Source organism: Kitasatospora sp. NPDC001132, assembly GCF_053598415.1.
In genome coordinates this window covers 119,719-137,939 of record NZ_JBSFKF010000006.1, presented here as the reverse complement: position 1 = coordinate 137,939, position 18,221 = coordinate 119,719, and the positions used below count along the sequence as shown (strand labels likewise).

Here is an 18,221-nt window from a genome sequence, read left to right as displayed (position 1 = left end):
CGTCAGCAGTCCGGCCGCCTCCTCGGGGTGAGGTAGACCAACAGGCCCTCGGCCAGCCAGACCGAGCGCCGCGCGGGGTCGAACCCGGCCGCGACCAGCCGCTCGGGCCACTGCGGGTCCAGCAGGTCGGCGGGCATGGGCGGTGCGCTCGACGCGCGGCACGGCACCGTCAGTTTCAATCACTGAACGTAACGAGACCGGGTAGCCGCCAACTATCGCTCACCATCGCCATCTATCGCTGACGGTCCCAGCGCGCCCGTCGAGCGGGGCGAACTGATGTCGGAAAAACAAGCAAGCATGATTGCTTTTTTCTCGGGGCGGTGCCACGCTGCTGGTCGGCGCCGCCCGCCCGAGGGTGCGCCCAACTCACCGGCAGGGGAGGCGCATTGGCGCGCGACGGCACGGTACTGCGGATCGGCAACGCCTCCGGGTTCTACGGGGACCGCTTCGCGGCGGTGCGGGAGATGCTCACCGGCGGGCCGCTGGACGTGCTCACCGGGGACTACCTGGCCGAGCTGACCATGCTCATCCTCGCCCGGGACCGCTTGAAGGACCCGTCGCTCGGCTACGCCAGGACCTTCCTGCGCCAGATGGAGGAGTGCCTCGGCCTGGCCCGGGATCGCGGCGTGAGGATCGTGGTCAACGCGGGCGGCCTCAACCCGGCCCGGCTGGCCGAGGAGTTGCGCGCGCTGGCCCGGCGGCTCGGCGTCGAGGCGGCCGTCGCCCATGTCGAGGGCGACGACCTGCTTCCGCGCCGCGCCGAACTGGGCCTGCCCGAAGGCCTGTTGGCCGCCAACGCCTACCTCGGCGGGTTCGGCGTCGCGGCCTGTCTGGCCGGCGGTGCCGACGTGGTGGTGACCGGCCGGGTGACGGACGCGGCGCTGGTCGTCGGCCCCGGGATCGCCCACTTCGGCTGGACCCCGCAGGACCTGGACGCCCTGGCGGGCGCCGTGGTGGCCGGGCACGTCCTGGAGTGCGGCGCCCAGGCGACCGGCGGCAACTACGCCTTCTTCCACGAGCACGACGTCACCCGCCCCGGCTTCCCGATCGCCGAGCTGCACGCCGACGGCTCCAGCGTGATCACCAAGCATCCGGGCACCGGCGGCGCCGTCACCACCGGCACCGTCACCGCCCAACTCCTGTACGAGACCGGCGGACCGCACTACCTCGGCCCCGACGTCACGGCCCGGCTGGACACCGTGCGGCTCACCGGGCAGGGCCCGGACCGGGTCCGGATCGACGGCGTGCGCGGCGAGGCCCCGCCGCCGACCCTGAAGGTGGGCCTCAACCGGCTCGGAGGCCACCTCAACGAGGTGGTGTTCGTCCTCACCGGCCTGGACATCGAGGCCAAGGCCGCACTCGTCCGGCGGCAGTTCGACGACGCCCTGCCGGCCGGTGCCCGCCCCGCCGAACTGCGCTGGACCCTGGCCCGCACCGACCACCCGGACGCCCCGACCGAGGAGGCCGCCTCCGCGCTGCTCCGGCTGGCCGCCCGGGACCCGGACCAGGCCAAGGTGGGGCGTGAACTCGGCAAGGCGGCCGTGGAGTTGGGGCTGTCCGGCTATCCGGGCTTCCACCTCACCGCCCCGCCGGGGCCGGGTTCGCCGTACGGGGTGTTCAGCGCCGCGTACGTCGACGCCAAGGCCGTCGAGCACACCGCCGTCCTGCCGGACGGCCGCCGGATCGCCGTACCGCCGCCGCCCGTCACCGGGCAGGCCCGCCCGGTGGAGGGCGAGCTGCCCGAGCCGCTGCCGGTCGGCCCGACCCGGCGGGCCCCGCTCGGCCTGGTGGCCGGCGCCCGCAGCGGCGACAAGGGCGGGGACGCCAACCTCGGCGTCTGGGCCCGTTCCGCGGACGGCTGGCGCTGGCTGGCGCACGCCCTCACCGTCGAGAAGCTGCGCGAACTCCTCCCCGAGACGGCGGAGTCGACCGTCACCCGGCACGTGCTGCCGAACCTGCGCGCGGTCAACTTCACCCTCACGGGACTGCTCGGCGAGGGCGTCGCCGCCCGGCACCGCTTCGATCCGCAGGCCAAGGCCCTGGGGGAGTGGCTGCGCTCCCGTCACCTCGACATCCCGACCACGCTCCTGGACAGCCCGGAGGCCCCGCTGTGACCGTCCTGACCACCCGCGTCGACCCGGCCGGGCCCGAGTACGCCGAGCACCGCGCCACGATGCTCGGCCGGCTCGCCGAGCTCGACGCCGAGCACGCCAAGGCGCTGGCCGGCGGCGGCCCCAAGTACGTGGAACGCCACCGCAAGCGAGGCAAGCTGCTGGCCCGTGAGCGGATCGAGCTGCTGCTCGACCCGGACTCGCCCTTCCTGGAGCTGTCCCCGCTGGCCGCCTGGGGGAGTGACCACCCGGTGGGCGCGGCGCTGGTCACCGGCATCGGCGTGATCGAGGGCGTCGAGTGCGTGGTCACGGCCAACGATCCGACGGTGCGCGGCGGCGCCAGCAACCCGTGGACCCTGCGCAAGGCCCTGCGGGCCAACGAGATCGCGCTGAACAACCGCCTCCCGCTGGTCAACCTGGTCGAGTCCGGCGGCGCCGACCTGCCCAGCCAGAAGGAGATCTTCATCCCCGGCGGTGCCCTCTTCCGCGACCTCACCCGGCTGTCCGCCGCCGGGATCCCCACCGTGGCCGTGGTGTTCGGCAACTCGACGGCCGGCGGCGCCTACGTGCCCGGCATGTCCGACCACACCGTGCTGGTCAAGGAGCGCGCCAAGGTGTTCCTCGGCGGCCCGCCGCTGGTGAAGATGGCCACCGGCGAGGAGGCCGACGACGAGTCGCTCGGCGGTGCCGAGATGCACGCCCGGGTCTCCGGCCTGGCCGACCACTTCGCGGTGGACGAGGCGGACGCCCTGCGGATCGCCCGCCGGATCGTCGCCCGGTTGGACCACCGCAAGCCCGGCCCCGCCCCGGATCCGTCCGCCGAGCCGCCGAAGTACGCCGAGGAGGAGCTGCTCGGCATCGTCCCGGGCGACCTCAAGGTGCCCTTCGACCCGCGCGAGGTGATCGCCCGGATCGTCGACGGCTCCGACTTCGACGAGTTCAAGCCGCTCTACGGCGGCAGCCTCGCCACCGGCTGGGCCCGCCTCCACGGCTACCCGGTCGGCGTCCTGGCCAACGCCCAGGGCGTGCTGTTCAGCCAGGAGTCCCAGAAGGCCGCCCAGTTCATCCAGCTGGCCAACCAGCGGAACACCCCGCTGCTGTTCCTGCACAACACCACCGGCTACATGGTCGGCAAGGACTACGAGCAGGGCGGCATCATCAAGCACGGCGCGATGATGATCAACGCCGTCGCCAACTCCAAGGTCCCGCACCTGTCCGTGCTGATGGGCGCCTCCTACGGGGCCGGCCACTACGGCATGTGCGGCCGCGCCTTCGAGCCGCGCTTCCTGTTCGCCTGGCCGAGCGCCAAGTCCGCGGTGATGGGCCCGCAGCAGCTCGCCGGAGTGCTGTCGATCGTCGCCCGGCAGTCCGCCGCGGCGAAGGGGCAGCCGTACGACGAGGACGCGGACGCGGCGATCCGGGCGATGGTCGAGCAGCAGATCGAGGCCGAGTCGCTGCCGGTGTTCCTCTCCGGCCGGCTCTACGACGACGGCGTGATCGACCCGCGAGACACCCGTACGGTGCTCGGCCTGTGCCTGTCCGCGATCCACAACGCGCCGGTCGAGGGCGCGAACGGCTACGGCGTCTTCCGCCTGTAAAGGACCCCCGAGACAATGATCACCAACCTGCTGGTCGCCAACCGGGGTGAGATCGCCCGCCGGGTCTTCCGCACCTGCCGGGAGCTCGGCATCGCGACCACCGCCGTCCACTCCGACCCGGACGCCGGGGCCCCGCACGTGCGGGAGGCCGACGCCGCCGTCCGGCTGCCCGGCGCCGCGCCCGCCGACACCTACCTGCGCGCCGACCTGATCGTCGGGGCCGCGCTCGCCGCCGGGGCCGACGCCGTCCACCCCGGGTACGGATTCCTCTCCGAGAGCGCCGAGTTCGCCCGGGCGGTGCTCGACGCCGGCCTGGTCTGGGTCGGCCCGCCGCCGGCCGCGATCGCCGCGATGGGCTCCAAGACCGCCGCCAAGCGGCTGATGGCCGAGGCCGGGGTGCCGGTGCTGGGCGCGCTCACCGAGCCCACCGAGGCCGACCTGCCGCTGCTGGTCAAGGCCGCGGCGGGCGGCGGCGGGCGCGGCATGCGCGTGGTGCGGAGCCTGGCCGAACTCCCCGGCGCGCTGGCGGCCGCCAGGGCCGAGGCGGCCAGGGCCTTCGGCTCGGACGAGGTCTTCTGTGAGCGCTACCTGCCCGCCGGACGCCACGTCGAGGTCCAGTTGCTGGCCGACGCCCACGGAACCGTCTGGGCGGTGGGCGACCGTGACTGCTCGCTCCAGCGGCGCCACCAGAAGGTGATCGAGGAGGCCCCGGCCCCCGGCCTGCCGGCCGAGGTCCGCGCCGACCTGCACGCGGCGGCCCGCAGCGCGGCCCGGGCGATCGACTACACCGGCGCCGGCACCGCCGAGTTCCTGCTCGCCGAGGACGGCCGGTTCTTCTTCCTGGAGATGAACACCCGGCTCCAGGTCGAACACCCGGTCACCGAGGCCGTCACCGGACTGGACCTGGTGGCGCTGCAGCTCGCCGTCGCCGAGGGCGCCGCGCTGCCGCCCGAGCCCCCGGCCTCCCGCGGGCACGCGATCGAGGCCCGGCTCTACGCCGAGGACCCGGCCAGGGACTGGCAGCCCGCCACCGGCACCCTGCACCGGCTCGAACTGACGCTCCCGTACCAGGAGTTCACCAGTACCGGTGCCAGTGCCAGTGCCAGTGCCAGTGCCAGTGTCGGAGCCGGAGCCGGAGCCGGAGCAGAAGCCGGAGCCGGAGCCGGAGCGGGCACCGGACTGCGGCTGGACTCCGGCGTGGCCGCCGGCAGCGAGATCACCCCGCACTACGACGCGATGCTCGCCAAGGTGATCGCCTGGGCGCCCACCCGCGCCGCCGCCGCCCGCCGGCTCGCCGACGCGCTCGCCCGCGCCCGCCTCCACGGCCCGGCCACCAACCGGGAACTGCTGGTCCGCGCCCTGCGCCACCCGGCGTTCCTGGCCGCGGACCTGCACACCGGCTTCCTGACCGAGCACTCCGCCGAGCTCACCGCCCCGGACACCAAGGGCGCCGACCGCGCCGCCCTGGCCGCCGCCCTCGCCGACGCGGCCGGCCGCCGCGGCGCCCTGCCCTCCGGCTGGCGCAACCTGCCCTCCCAGCCGCAGCTCAAGCGCTACCGGGCCGAGGACGGCACCGAGTCGGCCGTCCGCTACCGGCTCACCCGGGCCGGCCTGCTGGCCGAGGACCACCCGGGCGTCGAGCTGGTCGAGGCCGCGCCGGACCGGGTCGTGCTGTCCGAGGACGGGCTCCGCCGCACCTACCACGTCACCCGGTACGGCGACCGGGTGCAGGTCGACACCCCGGCCGGCTCCGCCGCGCTCACCGCCCTGCCGCGCTTCCCCGACCCCACCGTCCGCACCGATCCCGGCGCCCTGCTCGCCCCGATGCCCGGCACCGTCGCCCGGGTCGTCGCCGCCGTCGGGGACACCGTCACCGCCGGCCAGCCGCTGCTGGTGCTGGAGGCGATGAAGATGGAGCACCGCATCGCCGCCCCGACCGACGGCACCCTCGTCGAACTGCGCGCCGCCCCCGGCCGCCAGGTCGAAACCGGCACCCTGCTGGCCGTCGTCCAGCCCACCGAAGCCTGAGGAAGGACCCCGCATGTCCACCATCGGCAGTCAGCTCCTGGAGACCCCCGAACGCCAGGCCCTGCGCCGGGCCGTCGGCGACCTCGGCCGCCGCTACGGCTCCGCCTACTACCTCGCCAAGGCCCGGGCCGGCGAGCCCGCCGACGAACTGTGGGCGGAGGCCGGCAAGGCCGGCTACCTCGGCGTCAACCTGCCCGCCGAGTACGGCGGCGGGGGCGGCGGCATCACCGACCTCGCCATCGTCCTGGAGGAGCTCGGCACCGCGGGCTGCCCGCTGCTGCTGCTCATCGTCTCCCCGGCGATCTGCGGCACCGTGATCGCCCGCTACGGCACCGAGGAGCAGAAGCGCCGCTGGCTGCCCGGCCTGTCCGACGGCAGCCGCCGGATGGCGTTCGGCATCACCGAACCCGACGCCGGCTCCAACGCGCACCGGATCTCCACCGTCGCCCGCCGGGACGGCGAGGACTGGGTACTGACCGGCCGCAAGGTCTTCGTCTCCGGCATCGACCACTGCGACGCGGTGCTGTTCGTGGCCCGCACCGAGGACGCGCGGACGGGCAAGCTGAAGCCCTGCCTGTTCGTCGTCCCGCGCGAGACCCCCGGCTTCGAGTACCGGGCGATCCCGATGGAGCTCGTCGCCCCGGAGAAGCAGTTCCAGGTCTTCCTGGACGACGTGCGACTGCCCGCCGACGCCCTGGTCGGCGACGAGAACGCGGGCCTGCTCCAGCTGTTCGCCGGCCTCAACCCCGAGCGCGTCCTCACCGCCGCGTTCTCGCTCGGCCTCGCCCGCCAGGCCCTCGGCAAGGCGGTCGAGTACGCGAAGACCCGCACCGTCTGGTCCACCCCGATCGGCGCCCACCAGGGCCTGGCCCACCCGCTGGCCCAGTGCGCGGTGGAGATCGAGCTGGCCCGGCTGATGACCCAGAAGGCCGGACTGCTCTACGACGCCGGCGAGGACCTCGCCGCCGGGGAGGCCGCCAACATGGCCAAGTACGCCGCCGGCGAGGCCGCCGCCCGGACCGTCGACCAGGCCGTGCAGACCCTCGGCGGCAACGGCCTGACGCAGGAGTACGGGCTGGGCGCGCTGCTGGCCGCCACCAGGGTCGGCAGGGTCGCCCCGGTCAGCCGGGAGATGGTGCTCAACTACGTGGCCCAGCACACCCTCGGGTTGCCCAAGTCGTACTGAGTCTCGACGTCGCGAACGGACGTGCGGACACCCTCGCACCGGTCCCGGTGGCCGGTGCGACGGTCCGCGGTCGGGGGGAGGCCCAGGGGCGCGCGGGTACGGTGCGCACCGCCGCGTCGGGCGCCCCCCGGGAGCAACCCGCGCCACACGAGGTCCCGCACGGGTTCCCCACAATGGCCGAGCCAGGCCCCCGACTGTCCGTATGCTCCTGAACGCGCCCCGCACGGAACTGTTCGCCGGTTTTGTTGCTACGTCAACTTCCTTACTGGAGGCTCACCTTGGTGTTCCGCAGCGAGTTCCCCGACGTTCCGGTGGTCGACCTGCCGATCCACGAAGCGGTGCTCGGCGCCGCGGCGAGGCACGGCGACCGCCCGGCCCTGATCGACGGCGTCACCGGCGACATCGTCACGTACGCCCAACTCGCCGTCACCGTCGAGCGGATGGCCGCCGGCCTGGCCGACACAGGCGTCCGCAGCGGTGACGTCGTCGCCCTCTTCAGCCCCAACTCGACCGCCTACCCGATCGCCTACTACGGCGCGAGCAGGGCCGGCGCCACCATCACCACGGTCTCCTCCTTCGCCACGCCCACCGACCTGGCCGGCCAGCTGAGCGACAGCGGCGCCCGCTGGCTGGTCACCGTCTCCGCCTTCCTGCCGACCGCCCGTGCGGCCGCCGAACTCCTCGCCGAGCAGGGCCGCCCGCTGGCCGAGATCTTCGTCCTGGACGGCGCCGAGGGCCACCGCTCGCTCACCGACCTGGTGACCACCACCGCCCCCGTCCCCGAGGTCGCCGTCGACCCGGCCGAGGACATCGCCGTGCTGCCGTACTCCAGCGGCACCACCGGCCTGCCCAAGGGCGTCATGCTCACCCACCGCTCGATCGCCACCAACCTCGCCCAGTGCGACGCCCTCTACCGCCCCGCCGAGGGCGAACGGGTGCTCGCCGTCCTGCCGTTCTTCCACATCTACGGCCAGGCCGCGCTGCTCAACCAGCCGCTGCGCTGCGGCGCCACCGTCGTCGTGCTGCCCCGCTTCGAGCTGGAGCAGTTCTGCCGCACCGTCCAGGAGCAGCGGGTGCAGGCCCTGGTGGTGGCCCCGCCGATCGCCATCGCGCTCGCCCGGCACCCGATCGTCGACCAGTACGACCTCTCCTCGGTCGAGTACCTGCTGTGCGCCGCCGCCCCGCTCGACCGCGAACTCGCCGACGCCTGCGCCCGGCGCCTGGGCCTGCCGCACCTGCTCCAGGGCTACGGCATGACCGAACTCTCCCCGGTCAGCCACGTCGTCTCCCCGCGCGAGGGCGACCCCTCGCCCGGCTCCGTGGGCCGGATGCTCCCCTCCACCGAGCTGCGGATCGCCGCCCTGGACGGCTCCGACGGCGACCTCGGACCCGACGAGCGCGGCGAGCTGCTGATCCGCGGCCCACAGGTGATGAAGGGCTACCTCGGCCGCCCCTCCGAGACCGCCGCCGTGGTCGACGCCGAGGGCTGGCTGCACACCGGCGACGTCGGCTTCGTGGACGGACGCGGCTACCTGCACATCGTCGACCGGGTCAAGGAACTGATCAAGTACAAGGGCTACCAGGTCGCCCCCGCCGAGCTGGAGGCCGTCCTGCTCGGCCACCCGCAGATCACCGACGCCGCCGTGATCGGCGTCCGGGACGCCGAGGGCACCGAGTGCCCCAAGGCCTTCGTGGTCCGCGCCCCCGGCAGCACCCTCACCGAGGACGAGGTCACCGGGTACGTCGCCGGGCAGGTCGCCCCGTACAAGAAGGTCCGCGTCGTGGAGTTCGTGGACACCGTTCCCAAATCCGCGGCCGGCAAGATCCTCCGGCGCGAACTGCGCGCCCGCGAGGCCGCCCGCACCGCCGTCCGCTGACCGGCCCCAGGCGCCCCGGCGGCCGCGGACCCGCACCCGTCTGTGAGGATCTTCCTGCCGCGCCCCGACCGGGAGCCGCCGCGCCCCGACCGGAACAGGAACCGCCCGCCGCCATGACCAGCCACCCCGCCGCCCGCACCCCGCAGCAGGACCGCAGCCGAGCGACCAGGGCCCGGCTGCTGGCGGCGGCCGTGGACTGCCTGGCCGAGCTCGGCTGGCACGGCTCCACCGTCGCCGTCGTCGCCGAGCGGGCCGGGGTCTCCCGGGGCGCGGCCCAGCACCACTTCCCGACCCGCGAGGACCTCGTCACCGCGGCCGTCGAGCACGTCACCGCCGAGCGGCTGGCCGCCGTCCGCGCCCACGCGGACGAGCTGCCGGCCGCCGGACCGGACCGCACCCGCGCCGTCGTCGACATGATCGTGCGCCTCTACACCGGCCCGCAGTTCCGCGCCGCCCTGCACCTGTGGACCGCCGCCGCCACCGAGGAGTCGCTGCGTGAGCGGATCATCGCCCTGGAGGGACACGTCGGCCGCGAGGCCCACCGGGCCGCCGTGGAGTTCCTGGACGCCGACGAGAGCCGCCCCGGCGTCCGCGAATCGGTGCAGGCCACGCTGGACCTCGCCCGCGGACTGGGCCTCGCCAACCTGCTCACCGACGACAGCCACCGACGTTCCGGAGTGATCCGGCAGTGGGCGGGCGTTCTGGAGAGTACGCTGCGGCCGGTACGCCCATGACGCCCGTACACCCGGAGCGGCCGGAGGCCCTGACCAAGGGGTCGCCGGGCGGCCGATGTCCGTGCAGTCTGGAGAAGAACCCGGCCGGCACGGACCGCGTGGCCCAACCGGCCGGGCACGAGCCGAACCGGGGTGCTGCCTGATCATGCACGGACACGAGTGGGACGCTACCGACGCCGCCGACCCGGCACCGGGCGGTACCCCGGGCCGCCCCGAGGGCGCGCGCCCCGAAGGCCACCGGCTCGTCCCGTTCGCGACGGCGCTGCTCCAGGGCGACGGACTGATCCTGCACTGGAACGAGGACGCCGAGGCCCTCCTCGGCTACACCGCCGAGGAGGCCGTCGGCAGCTACGCCGCCCAACTGCTCACCGACGAGTCCGACCGCACCGAGGTGCTCGACCTCTTCCAGCGGATCATGAGCGGCACCGGCTGGTCCGGTGTCTTCCCGGTCCGCCACCGCGACGGCCACAAGGTCGACCTGGAGTTCCGCACCTACCCGATCGCCGGCCCGGTCGGCACCCTGCTGCTGCTCGCCACCGCCTCCGACACCCGCGCCCTGCACGCCGTCGAGGCCGACCTCGCGGTGCTCGACGGCATCTTCGACCGCTCGCCGATCGGCATGGCCGTCTACGACACCGAGCTGCGCTACGTCCGGATCAACGAGGCACTCGCCCGGATGAACGGGGTGCCGGTCGCCGCCCACCTCGGCCGCCGGATACCCGTCGTGCTGCCCGGCATCAACAGCGCCGAGATCGAGCAGATCATGCGCCAGGTGCTCAAGACCGGCAAGCCCGTGGTGGATGCCCGCTCGCACGGCAGGGTCCCCGGCGACCCCCAGCGGGACCGCGCCTGGTCCGCCTCCTACTTCCGGCTGGAGGACTCCACCGGCCGCATCTTCGGCGTCTGCTCCTCGATCATCGACGTCACGGAGCGCTTCCAGGCCGAGGCCCGCGCCGCCCGCGCCCAGGAACGGCTCTCCACCATCGCCGAGGCGACCGCCCGGATCGGCACCACCCTCGACCTCCAGCGCACCGCCGAGGAGCTGATCGAGGCCGTCGTCCCCCGGTTCGCCGACTTCGCCACCGTCGACCTGCTGGAGCCGGTGCTGCGCGGCGCCGAGCCCACCGCGATCCCCTCCGACCGCAACATCACGCTGCGCGCCGTCGCCGTCGGGGAGTCCTACGAGACCGGCCTCGCGCACGCCGTGGACGTGATAGGCGAGACCTCCGAGTACGCCCCCGACCGCAGCTACGTCCAGTGCCTGCGCAGCGGGAAGCCGCTGCTGCGCGCCCAGGTGGACGAGGAGGCGCTGCGCGGACTGGTGGCCAGCGAGGACCGGGTGGCCCCCGGCATGGCGGCCGGCATCCACTCGTACCTGATGGTGCCGATCACCGCCCGGGGCATGGTGCTCGGCGGCTCCGAGTTCATCCGGATGCGCAACCCCCAGCCGTTCACCGCCGCCGACGTCGCCCTCGCCGAGGAACTGGTCGCCCGCACCGCGCTGGCGCTCGACAACGCCCGGCTCTACCGCCGCGAGCGGGAGACCGCCCTGACCCTCCAGCGCAGCCTGCTGCCGCAGGAGGTGCACCGCACCCTCGGCCTGGAGATCGCCTACCGCTACCTGCCCAGCAGCGTGGTCAGCGAGGTCGGCGGCGACTGGTTCGACGTGGTGCCGCTGTCCTGCGGGCGGGTCGCCCTGGTGGTCGGCGACGTGATGGGCCACGGCATCCGGGCCGCCGCCACCATGGGCCAGCTGCGCACCGTCGCCCGGACCCTCGCCACCCTCGACATGCCGCCCGAGCAGGTCCTCACCCGACTGGACGAGACCGCCTCGGGAATCGGCGAGGGCCAGTTCGCCACCTGCATCTGCGCGGTGTACGACCCGCTGGAGCGCACCGTCCAGGTCGCCTCGGCCGGACACCTGCCGCCGGTCCGGGTCGCCCCCGACGGCACCGCCACCCGGGTGGACGTGCCGCCCGGGGTGCCGCTGGGCGTCGGCGGGGTGGCCTTCGAGTCGATCGAGTTCACCATCCCCGAGGGCGGCATGGTCACGCTCTACACCGACGGCCTGGTCGAGCGGCGCGGCCAGGACCTGGACGCCGGGATCGACCAGCTCGCCCGCACCCTGGCCGGCCCCGGCCGGACCCTGGAGGAGAGCTGCGACGCCGTCCTCGCCGCGCTGGTCACCGACGGCACCGAGGACGACATCGCGATGATCATGGCCCGGGTGCTGCCGCTGCCCGCCGACCGGATCGCCAGCCTGCCGCTGTCCGGCGGCGGCCGGCTGCCCGGCAGAGCCCGCCGCTTCACCCGCGCCACCCTCGCGGCCTGGGGCCTGTCCGCGCTCACCGACTACGCCGAACTGCTGGTCAGCGAGCTGGTCACGAACGCCCTGCTGCACGCGGACGCCCCACGCCGGCTGAGACTGTTCCGCGACCGGGTGCTCACCGTGGAGGTCTCCGATGCCGGCGGCCAGACCCCGCAGCTGCGCCCGTTCGCCGAGCAGGACGAGGGCGGGCGCGGGATGTTCCTGGTCAGCGAGCTGGCCCAGCGCTGGGGCAGTCGGCTCACCCGGGACGGCAAGGTGGTCTGGGCGGAGCTGGAACTGCCCTTGGGAACCTCGTAGGAACGACCGTTCCGCGGACGGGAACGGCCGTTCCCCAGGGGGAAACGGCCGTTCTCATCCGTTCTCGGGCGCCCTTGCGGGCCCCTACGCGTCGACCTTCGGCTGGACGGCCGGTGCGTCGACCGTGCCCCCCGCGCCGGTCTGCGCCCCGGCGCTCCGCCCGGAGAGCCCGCGCAGCATCCGCCAGGCCATCACGGCCGCACCGACCAGCAGCGCGGCGGCCAGTAGTCCGGCGCTGTTCATGCCGTGGACGAAGGACTCCCGGGCGCTCGCCAGCAGCGGCTGGGCGAGCTCCGGCGACAGGCCCCGGGCCGTCTCGACGGCCGAGCCCAGCGACTCGCCGGCCCGGGCGGCGGTCGTCGGGTCCGTCCCGGCCGGGACGGCCAGACCGCTCGCGTACATCGAGCCGACCACCGAGCCCACCACCGCGATGCCGAGCGCGGTGCCCAGCTCGTACGCCGTCTCCGAGACCGCCGAGGCGGCGCCGGCCTTGTCGGCGGGCGCGGCGCTCAGCACCAGGTCGGCGCCGAGCGTGTAGACCACGCCCTCGGCCGTCCCGACCAGCAGGAAGGAGGCGGCCAGCAGCAGATAGGCGGTGTCCTGCGACAGCCAGCCGAGCGCGCCCACGCCCAGACCCATCGCCAGCAGACAGGCCGTCAGCGCCTTGCGGGCGCCGAAGCGCCGGGCGATCGCGGCGGTCAGCAGTCCGCCGGCCACCGATCCGGCGAAGGCCGGCAGCTCGGCCAGGCCCGCCTGGAGCGGCTGGTAGCCGCGGACCAGCTGGAGGTACTGCGAGACCACGAAGATCACGCCGGAGAGTCCGACCAGGGAGATCAGCGAGGCCGAGACGGCCGCGGTGAACCGCCGGTCGCGGAACAGCCGGACGTCGAGCAGCGGGGTCTCCAGCCGCAGCTGGCGGCGGACGAAGGCGAACAGCGCGGCGGCGCCCAGCACGAACGCGACCGGCACGTCCCAGCGGTCCACGCCGTGCGCGGCGGCCTCCTTGACCGCGTACACCACGCCGATCACACCGGCCATCGACAGGAACACGCTCAGCACGTCCCAGCGGCCCGGCTTCGGGTCCTTGGACTCCGGCAGCAGCCAGGCGCCGGACACCAGCAGCAGGATCAGCACCGGGATGTTCATCAGGAACACCGAGCCCCACCAGAAGTGCTCCAGCAGCACCCCGCCGACCACCGGCCCGAGGGCGGCGCCGGCGGTGGCCGCCGCACCCCAGATGCCGATCGCGGTGGCCCGCTCCCGGTCGTCCGGGAAGAGCCCGCGGATCAGCGAGAGGGTGGAGGGCATGATCGTCGCCCCGGCCACGCCGAGCAGCGCGCGGGCCAGGATCAGCCAACCGGCGCTCGGCGCGTACGCGGCCAGCAGCGAGGCGGCGCCGAACGCGGCGGACCCGGCCAGCAGCAGCTTCTTGCGGCCGATCCGGTCGCTCAGGGCGCCCATGCTGACCAGCAGGCCGGCCAGGACGAAGGAGTAGGAGTCGCCGATCCAGAGCAGCTGGGTGCCGCTGGGGCGCAGGGTCTCGCTGATCGACGGGATGGCGAGGGAGAGGACGGTCGCGTCCAGGGCGACCACGGTCACGGCCAGGACGAGGACGGCGAGGCCGGTCCAGCGCTGGCGGGCGGTCAGGGTGCTCACGCTCCCACCCCGCTTCGCTCGGCAGGCGCTTCGCACGCTGCGCGCCTCGTGATGGTTCGCTCGCTTCGCTCACTCATGGTTTATCGGTGTCCGGCCTGTGGTCGGCGGTGCTGTGGGTGGGGTGGGGGTGCTGTCGGCGACGGGAGCGGTGCGGGCGTCCGGTCTGCGCAGCGCGCCGCCGAGGAACAGCTCGGCGAGCGAGAAGGCGGCGTCGCGCGGGGCGAGCCGGCCGTCCTGGATGGCCCAGCCGACGCCGGCCACCAGGTCGAAGAAGGCCTCGCTCAGCCAGGCGGCGCTCAGCTCGATGCGGAACACGCCGTGCTGCTGGCCGCGCAGGAAGAGCGCGTGCAGCCGGGCGATCTGGACCTCCCAGAGGTCGTTGATGTCGTCGTGCTCGTAGAGCTGGTTCTCGCCGGCCAGGAAGGCGCAGAGCGCGGCGTCCGGGACGGAGGCGTCCACCAGGCGGCGCAGCGCGGCCTCGGCGTCACCCTGCTCGACCTCGGCGGTGTCCAGCGCGGTGGCGAACCGGCGCAGTCCGAGCAGGCCGATCTCGCGGATCAGCGCGTCGCGCCCCGGGAAGAGCCGGTGCAGCGTGGCGCGGCTGATCCCGGCGGCGCGCGCGATCTCGTCCAGGTGGGCGGTCGGGCGGCGGGAGAGCACGCCGACGGCGGCTTCCAGGACGGTGTCGCGATCGGTGGCCATGAGTCGAGTCTAGTTCATGTGAGACATGGATGTCTCATTATTGATTTCCGGCTCTCAGATGAGGCGTGGGAGATCAGAGTCCGGGCAGCAAAAAACCGGGGACGGCGGGTGTACCGTCCCCGGTTCCGGGGTGTCGCGGTCGCGGCTCTGCTCGGCCCTGTCGCGGCGGCTCAGCTCTGGTTGTAGAAGCCGGTGTCGTCCATCGGGCGGTCGATCACCATGACCTCGACGTCGGCCGGGGTGAGCAGGAACACCCGCTTGGCGATCCGCTCGATGCCGCCCCTGGTGCCGAAGATCAGCCCGGAGGCGAAGTCGACCATGCGCTTGGCCTCGGCCTCCTCCATTTCGGTGAGGTCCATGACCACCGGGGTGCTCGCCCGGATGTGCTCACCGACCGTCCGGGCCGCCTCGAAGCCCGTCGGCCGCAGAGAGACGATCTTCGCGGGCGCGGGGACGGCCGGAGCCGTCTCCTGATCGATCCACTCGTCGTCGTACACCGCGGCCGGGTAGTTCCCCGAGGGCATCAGCCACCCGTTGTGGTGCTCGTCGCGAAGTGCTCCCATGCCGCGCCTCCCTGCCTCGTCCCGTCCTGGTCCCCCGGGGGCGCGTGCCGTTCTTGACACGTCATCCACTCGTCGGAACTGTCCGAGTATCGCACTGTTCACCGGTCCCGTGCCCGCTCGCAACCCCCGTACGAGTCGTGCCGCGCCGGAAACCCGGGCGAACCCGGGCACTCCCACTGACGCGGCGCAGCGTCGTACGGTTGCGCGCGTTGACCTTATCGGTCACCGTCACGGCGTATTTGACCTTCTGTCAACAATGCGGAAACGATTTCACCCGCGGCGTCACTCGCCGGTCGCACCGTCGATCAATTCGCGCAGAAGATCCGCGTGGCCGTTGTGTCGCGCGTACTCCTCGATCATGTGGGTGAGGATCCAGCGGAGCGTCACCGGCTCGCCCCGGCGCGGCTTCTTGCCGACGGTGTCCAGCGGCAGGCCGGCGGCGGCGCCGCGGGCGGCCTCGACCTCGGCGCGCCAGGTGGCGAAGTCGGCCGCGACGTCGGCGGTGTCGACGTCGTCGAAGTCGCCGTCCTCGTTCTCCTTCGTCCAGAAGTGGCCGTTGGTGGTCTCCCGGCCGAGCAGGACGGACTGGAACCAGTACTGCTCCACCTCGGCCATGTGCCGGACCAGGCCCAGCAGCGAGAGGTTGGACGGCGGGACGGAGCGCAGCCGCAGCTGGTCGTCGGTCAGGCCCTCGCACTTCAGCGCGAGGGTGTCGCGGTGGTAGTCGAGGAAGGCGGTCAGGGTGGCGGCCTCGTCGGCCGTCGTCGGCGGGTCCACCCGCGGGTCCGGTTCGATCATGCGTGCCATCCTGGCGTCCGGCCGCGCCCGGGGCGAACGATTTTCGCCGCGGAGCCGCGGAGCCGCGGAGCCGCGAGTCGCCGCGCCGTGATGGCCTGCTCGCGCCGGGTTCAGCCCGCCGTCGCCCGGCGGCGGGCGCGGGCCGTCCGCCACAGGCCGACCACGCTGCCCAACACCAGCAGCGCGATCACCCCCGCCGACAGCAGGAAGGCCGCCGAGCCCGGCCGGCCCGCGCTGGCCGCCGCCGTGACGTACACCGCGGTGGTCGGCACCACGCCGATCGCGGTGGCCAGCACGAAGGGCAGGAAACGGACGCCGGAGAAGGCCGCGCCGTAGTTGGCGGCCTGGAACGGCATGCCCGGCAGCAGCCGCAGCACCAGCACGCTGCGGAAGCCCTGCTCGGTGAACCGCCGGTCCAGTGTCCCGAGCACCTTGCCGCGCAGGTACGGGCGCAGCGCCTCGCGGCCGAGGCCCCGCCCGAGCACGAAGGCCAGGGCGGCGCCCACCGTGGTGCCGAGCACCGCCAGCAGCACGCCCAGCTGGATGCCGAGCAGCAGCCCGGCCGCCGCGTTGAGCGCCGGCCGGGGCACGAAGGCGAGTGTCCCCACCGCGTAGACCAGGGCGAACAGGGGGCCGAACCAGTACCCCGGCATCCGCTCCGCCAGCCCGCCGGACAGCAGCTCCGTCGGGCTCCACAGCAGCAGCGACCCGGCGGCCGCCGCGAGCACCACCACCAGCAGGGCGAACCGCCACCAGGGCGAACGCGACGGGACGGCGGCGGGCACCGGCGGCGCGACCGGCGGCGCGGGCAGGGCCACGACGGGCGGCGCGGGAACGGCATCGGGCTCGAACACCGCCCGAGCCTAACCGGTGCTCGGGCTCCGCCCGCGCCGGGTCCCGGCTCAGCTGTACGGGCTCTTCTCCGGGTTGTAGTGCCAGTACTGGTTGTAGGCGCCCGCGAGGTACTTCCACTGGATCACCGGGGTGCCGTTGTCGATGACGCCGCCGGAGACGTCGAGGACCAGGTCGCTGTTGGCGTTCACGATCCGGCGCGGGGTGCCGGGGTGGCTGGCCGGCGGGTCGCTCCACTGCTGGTTGCGGCCGCCGTTGCAGCTCCACTGGCTGGCCTGGACGCCCGGGGCGGTGCTGAAGGCGGCGATCTCCAGGCACTTGCCGCTGTGCAGGTTGATCCAGCCCTGGGCGGTCTGGGTCCACTTCTGGTTGTCGCCGCCGGTGCAGGTCCAGATCCGGACCGGGGCGCCGTTGTCGGTGCGCCAGTCGGCGACCTCCAGGCAGAGGTCGTTCGTCCCGGCGTACATCCCGGTGCGGATCTCGGCGGGTCCGAAGTCGGCGGTGGGGGAGGTGGTGGTGGCGGTGGCGGGCGGGGCGGTGAGGGCCACCGCCGCGGTGGCGAGGACGGCGGCGGCGGCGGAGAGACGGGCTCTGAGGGGCATCTGTTCGACCTCCGTGGTCAGTGCACCTGGCGCGGCCGGGCGAGGAATCCCAGCAGTCGTTGCCAGGAGTCCCGGGCCGCGTCGGCGTGTTCGACAGCGGAGAGTTCGAAGAAGTTGTGCGGGGCGCGAGGATATTTGACGAAGTCGTGCGGGCAGCCGGCGGTGGTGAGGGCCGCGTCGAAGGCCGCGACCGTGTCCGCCGGGATGTGCTCGTCGGCGCCGCCCCAGAAGGCGAGGATCGGGGCGGTCAGCTCCCCGGCCAGCTGGGTGGGCCCCGGGGCGCCGTTGATGGCGTCCGGGTAGCCGTAGTAGCCGACGGCGCCGGCCAGGCCGAAGCGCGGTGCGGCGGTGCGGAAGGCCTGCCGACCGCCGAAGCAGAAGCCGAGCGCGACCACCTCGGCGGGCCCGACGGCGCGCAGCCGGGCCAGGGCGGCGGTGATGTCGGCGTCCAATCCGTCGGGGGTGAGCGCGAGCAGGTGGGGGAGCAGGTTCGGCAGTTCGCCGAATTCCGCCGGGCGCTTTTCCGGGAATGCGCCGGCGGTGCGGCCGTAGTAGTCGAGGACGAGCGCCGGGTGGCCCTGTTCGGCGAGGCGGGCGGCGGTCTGCCGGTAGAACGCGGAAAGGCCCTTGTTGTCCGGCAGGACGAGCACGCCCGGCCCGGTGGCGATCTCAGGGCGGGCCAGGAAGGCGCCGAAGCGGGTGCCGTCGGCCGAGGTGAGGACCAGTGGAGCGGCCTCGGCCAGCGGCCACGGGGCGGGGGTGAAGGCGGGCGGGGCGGCGTCCGGGTCGTAGCACACGGGGAATCCCTCTCGTGGAACACGAAGAACCGCCGGGCGCGGTTGCGCCCGGCGGTTCGAGACCTTAGTCGGGAATTCCCTCGAGAATTCA

At 73.9% G+C, this 18,221-nt stretch carries 15 protein-coding genes; 7 read left to right on the top strand and 8 right to left on the bottom strand.

From position 1 onward, the window contains the following. Nucleotides 1-2: 2 nt before the first annotated feature. Complete coding sequence (locus ACWDBE_RS10755) at nt 3-137, bottom strand: class I SAM-dependent methyltransferase (RefSeq protein WP_449792486.1); 135 nt, start codon at nt 135-137, stop codon at nt 3-5. A 249-nt stretch (nt 138-386) separates the two neighbouring features. Here ACWDBE_RS10755 and ACWDBE_RS10750 point away from each other — a divergent pair, with 249 nt between their 5' ends. From ACWDBE_RS10750 to ACWDBE_RS10720, 7 genes are all read left to right on the top strand, one after another. After that, nucleotides 387-2,114, top strand: coding sequence for an acyclic terpene utilization AtuA family protein (locus ACWDBE_RS10750; RefSeq protein WP_449792487.1), 1,728 nt, complete (start codon nt 387-389; stop codon nt 2,112-2,114). Further along, a complete protein-coding gene (locus tag ACWDBE_RS10745) occupies nt 2,111-3,709 on the top strand; it encodes an acyl-CoA carboxylase subunit beta (protein ID WP_449792488.1) in 1,599 nt (532 codons plus the stop codon). Before ACWDBE_RS10750 ends, ACWDBE_RS10745 begins: the two co-directional genes overlap by 4 nt. A gap of 15 nt (nt 3,710-3,724) precedes the next feature. Next, nucleotides 3,725-5,737, top strand: coding sequence for an acetyl/propionyl/methylcrotonyl-CoA carboxylase subunit alpha (locus ACWDBE_RS10740; RefSeq protein ID WP_449807739.1), 2,013 nt, complete (start codon nt 3,725-3,727; stop codon nt 5,735-5,737). A gap of 13 nt (nt 5,738-5,750) precedes the next feature. Then, nucleotides 5,751-6,923 carry an acyl-CoA dehydrogenase family protein gene (locus ACWDBE_RS10735; RefSeq protein ID WP_449792490.1) on the top strand — a complete coding sequence of 391 codons (1,173 nt, stop codon included), beginning with the start codon at nt 5,751-5,753 and terminating at the stop codon, nt 6,921-6,923. A 278-nt stretch (nt 6,924-7,201) separates the two neighbouring features. After that, on the top strand, nt 7,202-8,800 hold the full coding sequence (locus ACWDBE_RS10730; RefSeq protein WP_449807738.1) for a 4-coumarate--CoA ligase family protein: 1,599 nt from the start codon (nt 7,202-7,204) through the stop codon (nt 8,798-8,800). A 113-nt stretch (nt 8,801-8,913) separates the two neighbouring features. Further along, nucleotides 8,914-9,534, top strand: coding sequence for a TetR/AcrR family transcriptional regulator (locus tag ACWDBE_RS10725; protein WP_392871252.1), 621 nt, complete (start codon nt 8,914-8,916; stop codon nt 9,532-9,534). Between the two features lie 145 nt (nt 9,535-9,679). Then, entirely contained in the window at nt 9,680-12,160 is a 2,481-nt protein-coding gene (locus ACWDBE_RS10720; protein WP_449792492.1) for a SpoIIE family protein phosphatase, read from the top strand. 84 nt (nt 12,161-12,244) lie between these two features. On the opposite strand, the gene ACWDBE_RS10715 is transcribed toward ACWDBE_RS10720, so the two are convergent. The 7 genes from ACWDBE_RS10715 to ACWDBE_RS10685 all read right to left on the bottom strand — a co-directional run bounded on the left by ACWDBE_RS10715 (nt 12,245) and on the right by ACWDBE_RS10685 (nt 18,130). Then, nucleotides 12,245-13,816 carry an MFS transporter gene (locus tag ACWDBE_RS10715; RefSeq protein ID WP_449807737.1) on the bottom strand — a complete coding sequence of 524 codons (1,572 nt, stop codon included), beginning with the start codon at nt 13,814-13,816 and terminating at the stop codon, nt 12,245-12,247. Nucleotides 13,817-13,885: 69 nt separating this feature from the next. Next, nucleotides 13,886-14,518 (bottom strand): TetR/AcrR family transcriptional regulator, encoded by a 633-nt coding sequence (locus ACWDBE_RS10710; RefSeq protein WP_449792494.1) that lies wholly within the window; start codon nt 14,516-14,518, stop codon nt 13,886-13,888. A 170-nt stretch (nt 14,519-14,688) separates the two neighbouring features. Further along, nucleotides 14,689-15,081 carry a cell division protein SepF gene (locus ACWDBE_RS10705; RefSeq protein WP_449792495.1) on the bottom strand — a complete coding sequence of 131 codons (393 nt, stop codon included), beginning with the start codon at nt 15,079-15,081 and terminating at the stop codon, nt 14,689-14,691. A 282-nt stretch (nt 15,082-15,363) separates the two neighbouring features. Continuing rightward, complete coding sequence (locus tag ACWDBE_RS10700; RefSeq protein WP_449792496.1) at nt 15,364-15,879, bottom strand: DinB family protein; 516 nt, start codon at nt 15,877-15,879, stop codon at nt 15,364-15,366. A gap of 110 nt (nt 15,880-15,989) precedes the next feature. After that, nucleotides 15,990-16,733 carry a TVP38/TMEM64 family protein gene (locus tag ACWDBE_RS10695; protein ID WP_449792497.1) on the bottom strand — a complete coding sequence of 248 codons (744 nt, stop codon included), beginning with the start codon at nt 16,731-16,733 and terminating at the stop codon, nt 15,990-15,992. Nucleotides 16,734-16,781: 48 nt separating this feature from the next. Next, nucleotides 16,782-17,333 carry an RICIN domain-containing protein gene (locus tag ACWDBE_RS10690; protein WP_449807736.1) on the bottom strand — a complete coding sequence of 184 codons (552 nt, stop codon included), beginning with the start codon at nt 17,331-17,333 and terminating at the stop codon, nt 16,782-16,784. Nucleotides 17,334-17,350: 17 nt separating this feature from the next. Beyond that, nucleotides 17,351-18,130, bottom strand: coding sequence for a dienelactone hydrolase family protein (locus ACWDBE_RS10685; RefSeq protein ID WP_449807735.1), 780 nt, complete (start codon nt 18,128-18,130; stop codon nt 17,351-17,353). Between the last annotated feature and the right edge of the window lie 91 nt (nt 18,131-18,221).

Excerpts from the sequence above, each read along its gene's own strand:
- ACWDBE_RS10710 (WP_449792494.1), bottom strand. The coding sequence starts at position 14,518 with ATGGCCACCGATCGCGACACCGTCCTGGAAGCCGCCGTCGGCGTGCTC.
- ACWDBE_RS10735 (WP_449792490.1), top strand. The coding sequence starts at position 5,751 with ATGTCCACCATCGGCAGTCAGCTCCTGGAGACCCCCGAACGCCAGGCC.
- ACWDBE_RS10700 (WP_449792496.1), bottom strand. The coding sequence starts at position 15,879 with ATGATCGAACCGGACCCGCGGGTGGACCCGCCGACGACGGCCGACGAG.
- ACWDBE_RS10720 (WP_449792492.1), top strand. The coding sequence starts at position 9,680 with ATGCACGGACACGAGTGGGACGCTACCGACGCCGCCGACCCGGCACCG.
- ACWDBE_RS10705 (WP_449792495.1), bottom strand. The coding sequence starts at position 15,081 with ATGGGAGCACTTCGCGACGAGCACCACAACGGGTGGCTGATGCCCTCG.
- ACWDBE_RS10690 (WP_449807736.1), bottom strand. The coding sequence starts at position 17,333 with ATGCCCCTCAGAGCCCGTCTCTCCGCCGCCGCCGCCGTCCTCGCCACC.
- ACWDBE_RS10755 (WP_449792486.1), bottom strand. The coding sequence starts at position 137 with ATGCCCGCCGACCTGCTGGACCCGCAGTGGCCCGAGCGGCTGGTCGCG.
- ACWDBE_RS10740 (WP_449807739.1), top strand. The coding sequence starts at position 3,725 with ATGATCACCAACCTGCTGGTCGCCAACCGGGGTGAGATCGCCCGCCGG.
- ACWDBE_RS10725 (WP_392871252.1), top strand. The coding sequence starts at position 8,914 with ATGACCAGCCACCCCGCCGCCCGCACCCCGCAGCAGGACCGCAGCCGA.